A 10,908-nucleotide genomic window follows, 5' to 3' on the forward strand; every position below is an offset into this window, starting at 1 on the left:
CGATCGGATCATGCGAGTTCTGATCGCGGGCGCGAGCGGGCTGATCGGCGCCTCCCTCACGACACGGTTACGCCGTTCCGGGCACGAAGTGGTCCGTCTCGTCCGCCGGGAGGAGCGGGCGGCCGACGAACGCCGCTGGGATCCCCCCGCCGGCGAGATCGCGGACGGCGCGCTCGACGGGGTCGACGCCGTCGTGAACCTCGCGGGAGCGCCCTTGCTCCCGGGGCGCTGGAGCGCGGCCCGCAAACAGGTCCTCCTCGACAGCCGGGTCGAACCGACGGAGGTCCTCGCGGAAGCCGTCGCCGAACACGGGATCCCCGTGCTGGTCAACGCTTCCGCCGTCGGCTACTACGGCGACGCCGGTCCGTCCCTTGTGGACGAAACGAGCCCGGTCGGACGCGGTTTCCTCGCCGGGCTCTGCACCGCGTGGGAAGACGCCACCGAGACCGCGGCCACCGCCGGTGCCCGGGTCGTGCGTATCCGCACCGGGCTGGTGCTCGCGCGCGAAGGCGGGCTCCTGGATGTCCTGCGACCGCTTTTCCGCCTGGGGCTCGGCGGAAAACTCGGTGACGGCAAGCAATACATGCCGTGGATCTCGCTCGACGACGAGGTCGGCGCGATCGTTTTCGCGCTGGAGAACGAATCGCTGTCCGGCCCGGTCAACCTCTCCGGACCGCAGCCCGCCACGAACGCCGCCTTCACGAAGGCCTTGGGCCGCGCCGTGCACCGGCCGGCGATCTGGCAGGTACCCGGTTTCGCCATGAAGTTCGCCCTCGGGCAGGCGGCCGAGGAGATGGCGCTGTTCGGGCAGCGCGCCCTGCCGCGTGTACTGGAGGAGGCGGGCTACGCGTTCCGCCATCCGACCCTCGAGGACGCGCTGGCCGCCGCGACATGACCGTGCGGCGCGGTCTGTACACCCTCGCCGGGTCCGTCCTGCTGATCGGTTTCGTCCTCCTCGGGCTGTCCGTCGACGAGCGTCCGCCGCCGGTGGACGTCGCGCTCGCCGACGCGTTCCGCGGTCAGCACACCCGGCCCGCCGGTCAGGTGGCGGGCCTGGTCACGAACGTCCTCGGCCCGGTCCTGCCGTTCGTGCTGGGCGCGGTGCTGGTGGTACTCGCCTGGCGCCGCCGGGACCTGACCGCGTTGTGCGTCAAACTCGCCGTCGTCCTGCTGCTGTGCCGGATGACCAGCCTGATCGGGAAACCGGCCTTCTACCGCGAGCGGCCGCGCGAATTCCCCGATCTGAGCTATCCGAGCGGGCACGTGGTCGCCGTCGCGTGCACCGGGTTCGTCGCGGTACTGCTGTGCGCTTGGACCCGTCCGCACCTCGCGCGCCTGGCGATCACGGTCGCCGCCGCGGCGACGGTGGCCGGCGCACTCTGCCGCATCGTCCTGGGCGTGCACTGGCTGACCGACACCGCGGGATCCGTGCTCGCGGTGGGTGGCGTCGGCCTGATCGCGGCGGCCGGGCTGGGCCTGCTCCCCCTGCCGAAAGACCCGGCGTAGTGTCGCTGACGTGAGCTCTTCGACCACGTCATGCCGCGCCTCCGCCGAGCCCGTCGACGTCCGCGAGATCGGGACGATCGACTACACCGAAGCCTGGGAACTCCAGCGAAAGCACGTGACAGCCCGTGCCGACGGTGATGGCCCGGACACCATGCTGCTGCTGGAGCACCCGTCGGTGTACACCGCGGGCAAGCGCACGGAAGCCGAGGACAGGCCGACCGACGGCACCCCGGTGATCGACGTCGATCGCGGCGGCAAGATCACCTGGCACGGGCCGGGCCAGCTGGTCGGCTACCCGATCATCAAACTCGCCGACCCGATCGACGTCGTGCACTACGTGCGGCGTCTCGAAGAGGCACTGATCACCGTCTGCGATCAGCTCGGCGTGCACACCGGCCGGGTCGAGGGCCGCAGCGGCGTCTGGATCCCCGCCGATGACCGCGGCCCGGAGCGGAAGATCGCCGCGATCGGCATCCGCGTCCAGCGCGGCGTGACCATGCACGGTTTCGAGCTGAACTGCAACGCCGACCTGGGCGCCTTCGACAAGATCGTCCCGTGCGGCATCCGGGACGCGGGCGTGACGTCGCTTTCCTACGAGCTCGACCGCGAGGTCACCGTGGCGTCGGTGCTGCCGATGGCGCGCGAAGCCGTGCTCGCGGCACTGGAAGGCGACCTGCCGGTGAGCGACGAGCGCTGGCTGCCGCGCCCCGAGGCACCCGCGGCCCCTGGCGTCACTTTCGCTCTGCAGAACTGACCTCTGCGAAGATCACCGGTACGACCGCCGGAAACGCCGGTGGTCGTACTGGAGGAAGTCATGCGCAAGTTTTCGCGCGTTCTCGTGACGGCCGGTATCGCGGTCGCCGCTTCGGTGAGCCTGCCGGGTGCGGCGTCGGCCACGCCGCCGCCCGGCTGCACCGGCGGGCACGACGGGGCGAAGTACGCCTGGGCCAGCTGTACCGCGTATGGCGACCGCATGTACCGGGTCACCGCGTACAACTGCAGCCCGGTCTGCGGCAACGCGGTGGGCGAATGGGCGGTCCACGGGGCGGAGTCCCGCCTCACCATCACCTGGCCGGCGAAGATCCTGGACATCGGCGTCGACATTCAGTGACCCGCCAGTACATGAAGGCCCCCTTCCTTGCGCCTGGCGCAAGGAAGGGGGCCTTCATGTACTTCAGTCCAGCTGAGGTGCGACCTCGGAAGCGATCAGCTCGATCTGGTCCAGATCCGAGAGGTCCAGCAACTGCAGGTAGAGCCGGGTGATCCCGGTCTTCTCCCGCCACTGCCCGACCTTCTCGACGACCTCCGACGGCGTCCCCGCGAGCCCGTTCTCCCGCAGCTCGGAGACTTCGCGGCCCAGCACGCCGGCGCGCTTGGCGACCTCGGCGTCGTCACGGCCCACGGCGACGACGAGCGCGGCCGAGCGGATGATCTCCTTGGGGTCGCGGCCGATCTCGCGGGCGGCGTCGTCGACGCGGCCGAACTGCGCCGCGGCGACGTCCGGGCCCACGAACGGCAGGTTGAACTCGTCCGCGTAACGCGCTGCGAGCGCCGGGGTGCGCTTCTTGCCGCCACCGCCGATGATCACCGGCGGCCGGGGCCGCTGCGCCGGCTTCGGCAGGCCCGGCGAGTCGACGAGCTTGTAGTGCTCGCCGTCGAAGGAGAACGTCTCCCCCTCCGGCGTCTCCCACAGCCCGGTGACGACGGCGAGCTGCTCGGCGTAGCGGTCGAAGCGCACCTTCATCGGCGGCAGGTCGAGGCCGTACGCGGTGTGCTCGTCGTCGTACCAGCCGGAACCGAGGCCGAGCTCGACGCGGCCGCCCGACATCTGGTCCACCTGCGCGACCGAGATCGCGAGCACCGACGGATGCCGGAAGGTGGCGGCGGTGACGAGGGTTCCCAGCCGCACGCGGCGGGTCTCACGGGCGAGACCCGCGAGGGTGATCCACGCGTCGGTCGGCCCCGGCAGCCCGGTCGCCGAGCCCATCTTCAGGTAGTGATCGCTGCGGAAGAAGGCGTCGTAGCCCGCGTCCTCGGTGGCCTTGGCCACCCGGAGCAGGTCTTCGTAACTGGCCCCCTGCTGGGGCTCGGTAAAGATCCTGAGGTCCACGCCGCCACCCTAGCCAGGGCGCGGTCAGCTCGCTTTCCCGTGCTCGGCGGGCGGGACACGGCGGAATCCGACGAGCAGCCGCACCAGGACCTCCTCGACCTGGGCGCTGACCTTCTTCGGCTCCGGCGAGCTCGCGATCTCGATGGCGGCGCTCGACAGCGCGCCGAACAGCAGCCGCGCGGTGACGTCCACCGGGACGTCGTCGACCTCGCCGACCTCGATGAGCGACTGGATCCCGGTGCGGACCAGGCCGAAGCTGCACCGCTCCTCGGCCTCGCGCCAGCGTTCCCAGCCCATCACCACCGGCGCCTCGTGGATCGCGATGCGCTGGTATGCCGGGTCGAGGCAGCTCTGCAGGAAACCGCGCAGCCCGGCGAGCGCCCGCTCCCACGGCGAGGCCGGGCCGTTCATGATCTTCTCGAGCCGGTCGAAGACCTGGCTCTCGACCGTGTCGAAGGCGGCCTCGAACAGCGCCTGCTTCCCGCTGAAATGGTGGTAGAGCGCACCCTTCGTCACCCTGGCCCGTTTGGCGATCTCGTCGAGAGACGTGCCGGCGTACCCGCGTTTGGTGAACAGCTCCACGGCACTCTCGACGAGTGCCGACCGGGTGGACTCGGAATAGTCCAGCCGCCTTGACCTCATTGTCGCCACCTTCACAACTTTACGCCGCCGGTCCCACTCCATACCCATGGTATGTTGACTGCTGTCAGGTCCGTACCGGGAGTATGCCGCAAACCTGCGGTATGAACCGGGTCACGGAGGGGAGCCCACATCATGAGCTGGAACGACTTCTACCGGCGGCGCGACATCCTCGAAGCCGCACTGCGCCAGGCGGGTCACCACCCGTCCGACGCGATCTCACTCGAAGAAATCCCTGGCGCCACCCAGTACTTCGCGACCGAGGAAGAGCTTCTGGTCGCGCTTCGGTACAAGTGGAACCAGGTGCTCGCAGGTCGTCTCCGCGCCGAGATGACCGATCCGGACTACGCCGACCAGGATCTCGCGCTCGACCGGGTCGAAGCCGTCACCCGCGCCTGGAACAGCGCCACGGCCGAGCACGAGACCCTCCGCGCCGTTCTCGACGCGGCCCTCGAACGGTGCCCCGCGCTGATCCCGTCGCACGAAGCCGAACTGCGCACCCTCGCGCTGACGGCGGGGCTGGCCGACGGCAACGAACCGGCCGAAGAGATCACCAAGGTCGGCAGCGCGTTCGCCACCCTGCTCCGGCACGGACGGCACGCGAAGCCCGCCCGCCGCCGCAGCCCCATGGGTCACCTGCTCCGGTTGCTCGCGCCGAGCGCCTGACCTGGCGTAGCGGCACAGGCGACGATGTAGTTAGGTGACCGGCATGGCTGCTCACGCGCGCTGGACCGAGGCCGACATCCCGGATCAGACCGGCCGGACCGTGTTCGTCACGGGGGCGAACTCGGGGCTCGGGCTGCGTATGTCCGAGGTGCTCGCGGGCAAGGGGGCCCGCGTGCTGCTCGGCTGCCGATCACCGGAGCGCGGCGCCAAGGCACTGGACCAGGTGCGCACGGCCGCGACCGGGGAAGCGCCCGAACTCGTCCGGCTGGACCTCGCCGACATCGACTCGGTCCGCGAAGCCGCGAAGAAGGTCCAGGAACTCACGGGCGGCAAGCTCGACGTCCTGGTCAACAACGCGGGAGTCATGGCGACCCCGCGAGGCCACACCAAGGACGGCTTCGAGACCCAGTTCGGCACTAACCATCTCGGGCACGCGGTGCTGACCTGGCTGCTGATGCCGTCCCTGCGGAACGGCTCCGGAGCGCGTGTCGTCACCTTGTCGAGTGTCGCGGCGACGGGCGCACGCATCGACATCGCCGACCCGAACTTCGAGCGCCGGATGTACAACCCCGGCTCGGCCTACGGCCAGTCGAAACTCTCCAATCAGGTGTTCGCGCTCGAACTGGACCGCAGGCTGCGCGCCGCGGGCGACGACGTCATCAGCGTGGCGGCGCATCCTGGCTACACGTGGACCGGGCTCGGTTCGGGGATGGCCCGCTCTTACCGCAACCCCGTGGTGCGCGCGCTCGTCGCCGGCGGCAACCGGATCGGCGAGATCTTCATCGCGCAGAACGCCCGCCAGGGCACGCTCCCGCAGCTGTTCGCGGCGACTTCCCCCGAGGCCGAAGGCGGCGATTACATCGGCCCGCGCGGGCTCGGCGGGCTTCGCGGCGCGCCGGTCAAGGTGCGTCCTTTGGCCGCCGCGAGGAGCGAGTCGCTGGGCGCCGCGTTGTGGGACGTGACCACCAAGTTGACGGGCGTCACCCCCGACCCCGCGTGAGCGGCGGCCACTACTCCGGCGGGCGTAGGGTGGCGGTGTGAGTGCTGCCCCAGATGGCCGCAAGCTGTTGCGGCTCGAGGTCCGGAATTCCCAGACTCCCATCGAAAAGAAGCCGTCTTGGATCAAGACGCGCGCCCGGATGGGTCCGGAGTTCACCGAACTCAAAGGCCTGGTGCGCCGTGAAGGCCTCCACACCGTCTGCGAAGAAGCAGGCTGTCCCAACATCTACGAATGCTGGGAAGACCGTGAGGCCACGTTCCTGATCGGCGGGGACCAGTGCACCCGGCGTTGCGACTTCTGCCAGATCGACACCGGCAAGCCCGCCGAGCTGGACCGCACCGAGCCGCGCAAGGTCGCCGAGAGCGTCCAGGCGATGGGCCTGCGGTACTCGACTGTCACCGGCGTCGCGCGTGACGATCTCGAAGACGGCGGCGCGTGGCTGTACGCGGAGACCGTTCGCCAGATCCACGCGTTGAACCCGGGCACGGGCGTCGAGCTGCTGATCCCGGATTTCAACGCCGACCCGGACCAGCTCGCCGAAGTCTTCGGCTCCCGCCCCGAGGTGCTCGCGCACAACGTCGAGACGGTGCCGCGCATCTTCAAGCGGATCCGGCCGGGCTTCCGCTACGCGCGGTCGCTCGAAGTGATCACGCGTGCTCGTGAGGCCGGTCTGGTGACGAAGTCGAACCTGATCCTCGGCATGGGCGAGACCCCGGAAGAGGTCGCGCCCGCGATGAAGGACCTGGTCGACGCCGGCTGCGAGATCCTGACGATCACCCAGTACCTGCGCCCCTCGCCCCGGCACCACCCGGTGGACCGGTGGGTCAAGCCCGAAGAGTTCGTCGAGCACTCGAACGCCGCCGAGGCGATGGGCTTCGCCGGCGTGATGGCCGGGCCGCTCGTCCGTTCCTCGTACCGCGCCGGGCGGCTGTTCGCCCAGACGAAGGCCCACCGTGGAGAGCCGCTGTCGGAGAACTTGGCCCATCTCGCCGCCGAAGGGCCGGCCGCGCAGGAAGCCAGCTCGCTGCTGGCCAGGTGACTCCGGTCACCCTCTTCGCGACATCGCCACCCACCAGGTCACGAATCAGTAAAGTGACCTGGTGGCGTTGGTAACTGATCTTCTGAACTGGCTGCAGAGTCTCCCGGAACCGGGGTTGGTCGCGGCGACCGGCGGATTGGTGTTCGCCGAGTGCACCATCGGGCTCGGCTTCATCGCCCCCGGTGAATCGGGGCTGCTGGTCGCGGCCACGACGGCGACGTCGGTCTCCCGCTTCCTGACCCTGTGGGCCGTCGTGACGGTCTGCGCCGCACTCGGCGACTCGCTCGGCTACGCGATCGGCAAACGCTTCGGTCCGCGTCTGCGCGAGACGAAACTGATCCGCAAGTACGGCCTCGACGCCTGGGACAAGGCGACGGGGGTGCTCGAACGGCGAGGCGCGTGGGCGGTGTTCTTCGCGCGGTTCCTCCCGGTGATCCGCACGCTGACTCCGGCGGCGTCGGGCACGTCGGGCCTGCCCTTCCGCAAGTTCCTGCCCGCCGCCGCGGCGGGCGCGGCCTGCTGGTCGGCCATCCACATCGGCATCGGCGCCGCTCTCGGCGAGGCCGCCAAGAAGGTCGAAGGCGCGCTCAACACCGGCGGCCTGGTGATCGTCGGCGTCCTCGTCGGCGTCGCGGTGTTCTTCCTGCTGCGCTACAAAAAGAAGAAGGCGCTCGGCGTCACAGCCGAGGAAGCCACCCCGGCGAAGGTCGGCGCGGAGGACTAGATTCCGGGCATGGCCGCCCTGAACCTGCCCCAGCCCATCGGTTTCGTCCTCGGTGGCGGCGGCAGTCTCGGTGCCATGCAGGTCGGGATGCTGCGTGCCCTGACCGAAGCCGGGATCACCCCGGACCTCGTCGTCGGCACCTCGGTGGGTTCGCTGAACGCCGCCGTGCTCGCACTCGGGGATGAATCGGGTGACCGGCTGGACCGGATCTGGTCCCGGATGACACGGCACGAGGCGTTCCCCGGTGGCGTGCTCAGCCAGGTGCGGACGCTCCGGCACAGCAAGACCAACCTGTTCCCCAACACCGGTCTCGCCGCGATCGTCGACGAGCACATCGGCGAGGGCGCCCGGTTCGAGGATCTCGCGCTGCCGTTGGGTGTCGTCGCGACGGACGTCGACACCGCCGAGCCGCTGCTCATCCGCACAGGACCCGTTCTGGCACCCCTGCTGGCCAGCTGCGCGATTCCGGGAATCTATCCGCCGGTGCCGCTCGGGGAGCGCATGCTCTACGACGGCGGACTGGTCGCGAACGTGCCGATGCGCCAGGCGCTCGCCATGGGCGCGAAATCGCTCGTCGTCCTCGACTGCGCCTTCCCCGGCAAGATGCCCGGCACTCCGCAGACCTTCGCCGAGGTGCTGATGTTCACCGCGATGATCAGCATGCGGAACCAGGCGGTCCTGGAGGCGCCGATCGCCGCGGCCGAAGTGCCCGTGGTGTACGTGCCCGGGCCGAAGCCGGTGCGGGTCAGCCCGCTGGACTTCAGCCACACCACGACACTCACCGCCGAGGCTTATGAGGCCGCGAAGACCTATTTGGGCGAATTGAGTGTCGATGGCCCCGGTCTTTATGGTGCCCCTGGTCTCGTCGTGGCGTGACGAGCAACCGACCGGCATCGATCACGTCTTCTTCGTCGCGTAGTTTTGAAAGAGAGAACATTCCGCGGATCGAGCGACGTAACTGGTTACATTTAAAGAGAGAACCCTATGTTTCCCAAGAAGACATTACTTTCGACGGCCGGAATACTCGCCGCGGTAGTGCTGATCTCGTCCTGCTCGCCCTCGGGCGGCACCAATTCGCCCGGCACCGGCGCCGAGCCGGCCACGAGCCCGGTTTCGGTGACCATCGATCCGGCAGGCGGGGCGAACGTCAATCCGGCGACCCCGGTGGCGGTCAAGGCCGAGCACGGCAAGCTGATCGACGTCACCGTCACCAACGCCGACAAGGGCAAGCAGGTGAAGGGCGAGCTGGCGAGCGACGGGCTCAGCTGGAAGACCACCGAACCGCTCGGCTACGGCAGCACCTACAAGATCGTGGCGCATGCCCAGGGCGCCGACGGGAAGCCCGTCGAGCAGCAGAGCAGGGTCTCCACGCTGAGTCCGAAGCAGCAGGCGAACCCGAACCTCATCCCGGCCCCCTCGGCGGTGGCGTCCGCCGGCGTCGGCGTCGGGCAGCCGATCGTGTTCGCCTTCGGCCAGCCGGTGAAGAACAAGGCCGAGGTCGAGAAGAAGCTGTCCGTGGAGTCCACGCCGAAGCAGGAGGGCTCCTGGTACTGGATCGACGACAAGAACGTCCACTACCGCCCCAAGGAGTACTGGCAGCCGGGGACGACGCTCAAGGTTTCGGCGATGATCTACGGCGTCGATTTCGGCAATGGCGTCTACGGTGCGACCGATCGCACCGAAACGTACAAAGTGCACGATTCGTGGGTCGCGAAAGCCGACGGCAACACCGAACAGATGCAGGTCTTCCATAACGGTCAACTGGCGAAATCGATGCCCATTTCCATGGGCAAGGACGCCACACCCACGCATTTGGGTGCACACGTCATTTCGGACAAACACGAGAATTACGTGATGGACTCGTGCACCTACGGCGTCTGCCAGGGCCAGCCGGGGTACTACAAGGCGAACGAGAAGTGGTCGCTGCGGATCTCCAACGACGGCGAGTTCGTCCACGAGAACCCGAACAGTGTCGGCGCGCAGGGCAGCTCCAACGTGTCGCACGGCTGCATCAACCTCAACGCCGCCAACGCCCAGTGGTTCTACCAGAACATGGGGCTCGGCGACGTCGTCGAGGTGACCAACTCCGGCGGCCCGCAGCTGCCGGTATGGGACCTCTACGGCGACTGGTCCAAGTCGTGGGCGGACTGGCAGGCGGGCAGCGCGCTCAAGTAGAGGCATGATGGGCCGGTGGCCAGCACCCTGAGCACCGCCCGCTCACTCGTGGCCGGCGCCGGCCGGGTCGTCGTACTGACCGGCGCCGGGATCTCCACGGATTCGGGGATTCCCGACTTCCGCGGCCCGCAGGGCCTGTGGACCCGCGACCCGGCCGCGGAGAAGATGTCGAACCTCAAGGCGTACCAAGGCAGCCGTGAGGTCCGTGAGCGGACCTGGCAGGCGCGGCTGGTGCACCCCGGCTGGGACGCGACACCGAATGCCGCGCACTACGCGCTCGAGCGCCTGTCGCCGACGCGGATCATCACCCAGAACATCGACCGGCTCCATCAGAAGGCGGGCTCGCCGCCCGAGCGGGTGCTGGAACTTCACGGGACGATGTTCGAGTCCGTCTGCCTGTCCTGTGACGACCACCGGGACATGCGCTCGACACTGGAGCGGGTCCGAGCGGGCGAGACCGATCCGACCTGTCTGGTGTGCGGCGGCATCCTCAAGTCGGCCACCGTCTCGTTCGGCCAGCACCTGGAGCAGGACCTGCTCCGGGCCGCGCGGACCGCCGTCTCCGACAGCGACCTCCTGCTGGTGGCCGGGTCCTCGCTACGGGTACAGCCGGCCGCCTCGCTGGTGAGTGTCGCTTCACGGTCCGGATCCGCCGTCGTGATCTGCAACGGCTCCGAAACGCCCTACGACTCCATGGCCACTGCCGTCGTCCGCGGCCCACTCAGCGAAACCCTCCCGGCCCTCGCCCCCTCCCGCATTTAGTCCTCTAAATGCGTCCGGCCCGCCCCGCTTCTCACGCGCCCTGCCCCCTCCCTCACGTGCCCAACCCAGTCCTTCACATGCCTGAATCCGTATCTCACGTGCGTGAACCCGTATCTCGCGTGCCTGAATCCGTATCTCGCGTGCCTGAACCCGGAACTCGTGTGTTCCGGGTTCAGGCACGCGTGTCACGGCTTCAGGCACGGGTGTGACGGGTTTCGGGTATGAAAAAGGGTCCAGGCCCCGGGAGAACTCGTGGTTCTCGACCGGGGCCTGGACCTTTTATCAAT

General features: G+C 68.9%; 13 protein-coding genes. 11 read left to right on the plus strand and 2 right to left on the minus strand.

Annotated features, from left to right (window positions below; genetic code table 11):
• The first annotated feature begins 10 nt into the window (after positions 1 to 10).
• Genes AC069H_RS31455 through AC069H_RS31470 form a run of 4 tightly spaced genes read left to right on the plus strand, consistent with a single transcriptional unit; the run spans position 11 to position 2,617 of the window.
• On the plus strand, positions 11 to 895 hold the full coding sequence (locus tag AC069H_RS31455) for a TIGR01777 family oxidoreductase (protein ID WP_478234724.1): 885 nt from the start codon (positions 11 to 13) through the stop codon (positions 893 to 895).
• Positions 892 to 1,506, plus strand: coding sequence for a phosphatase PAP2 family protein (locus tag AC069H_RS31460; RefSeq protein ID WP_478234725.1), 615 nt, complete (start codon positions 892 to 894; stop codon positions 1,504 to 1,506). Before AC069H_RS31455 ends, AC069H_RS31460 begins: the two co-directional genes overlap by 4 nt.
• A gap of 10 nt (positions 1,507 to 1,516) precedes the next feature.
• Positions 1,517 to 2,260, plus strand: a complete 744-nt coding sequence (gene lipB / locus AC069H_RS31465) for a lipoyl(octanoyl) transferase LipB (protein WP_478234726.1) — start codon at positions 1,517 to 1,519, stop codon at positions 2,258 to 2,260.
• A gap of 60 nt (positions 2,261 to 2,320) precedes the next feature.
• Positions 2,321 to 2,617, plus strand: coding sequence for a hypothetical protein (locus tag AC069H_RS31470; RefSeq protein ID WP_478234727.1), 297 nt, complete (start codon positions 2,321 to 2,323; stop codon positions 2,615 to 2,617).
• Positions 2,618 to 2,680: 63 nt separating this feature from the next.
• Here AC069H_RS31470 and AC069H_RS31475 read toward each other — a convergent pair whose 3' ends face one another.
• Both AC069H_RS31475 and AC069H_RS31480 read right to left on the minus strand, forming a co-directional pair.
• On the minus strand, positions 2,681 to 3,616 hold the full coding sequence (locus AC069H_RS31475; protein WP_478234728.1) for an LLM class F420-dependent oxidoreductase: 936 nt from the start codon (positions 3,614 to 3,616) through the stop codon (positions 2,681 to 2,683).
• Between the two features lie 24 nt (positions 3,617 to 3,640).
• Complete coding sequence (locus tag AC069H_RS31480) at positions 3,641 to 4,258, minus strand: TetR/AcrR family transcriptional regulator (RefSeq protein ID WP_016336085.1); 618 nt, start codon at positions 4,256 to 4,258, stop codon at positions 3,641 to 3,643.
• A gap of 132 nt (positions 4,259 to 4,390) precedes the next feature.
• On the opposite strand from AC069H_RS31480, the gene AC069H_RS31485 reads away from it, so the two are divergent.
• The 7 genes from AC069H_RS31485 (at position 4,391) to AC069H_RS31515 (ending at position 10,621) form a co-directional block, all read left to right on the plus strand.
• On the plus strand, positions 4,391 to 4,921 hold the full coding sequence (locus tag AC069H_RS31485) for a hypothetical protein (protein ID WP_340687468.1): 531 nt from the start codon (positions 4,391 to 4,393) through the stop codon (positions 4,919 to 4,921).
• Positions 4,922 to 4,964: 43 nt separating this feature from the next.
• Entirely contained in the window at positions 4,965 to 5,921 is a 957-nt protein-coding gene (locus tag AC069H_RS31490) for an oxidoreductase (protein WP_478227277.1), read from the plus strand.
• Between the two features lie 37 nt (positions 5,922 to 5,958).
• Positions 5,959 to 6,960: a lipoyl synthase gene (lipA, locus tag AC069H_RS31495; RefSeq protein ID WP_400562947.1), complete on the plus strand. Its 1,002-nt coding sequence runs from the start codon at positions 5,959 to 5,961 to the stop codon at positions 6,958 to 6,960.
• 61 nt (positions 6,961 to 7,021) lie between these two features.
• Entirely contained in the window at positions 7,022 to 7,684 is a 663-nt protein-coding gene (locus AC069H_RS31500; protein WP_478227278.1) for a DedA family protein, read from the plus strand.
• A 9-nt stretch (positions 7,685 to 7,693) separates the two neighbouring features.
• Entirely contained in the window at positions 7,694 to 8,560 is an 867-nt protein-coding gene (locus AC069H_RS31505; RefSeq protein ID WP_478234729.1) for a patatin-like phospholipase family protein, read from the plus strand.
• Between the two features lie 108 nt (positions 8,561 to 8,668).
• Positions 8,669 to 9,859 carry a L,D-transpeptidase gene (locus AC069H_RS31510; protein ID WP_478234730.1) on the plus strand — a complete coding sequence of 397 codons (1,191 nt, stop codon included), beginning with the start codon at positions 8,669 to 8,671 and terminating at the stop codon, positions 9,857 to 9,859.
• 15 nt (positions 9,860 to 9,874) lie between these two features.
• Positions 9,875 to 10,621 (plus strand): SIR2 family NAD-dependent protein deacylase, encoded by a 747-nt coding sequence (locus AC069H_RS31515; protein WP_478234731.1) that lies wholly within the window; start codon positions 9,875 to 9,877, stop codon positions 10,619 to 10,621.
• The last annotated feature ends 287 nt before the right edge of the window (positions 10,622 to 10,908 follow it).

It is taken from the genome of Amycolatopsis sp. NPDC043887, from assembly GCF_056435665.1.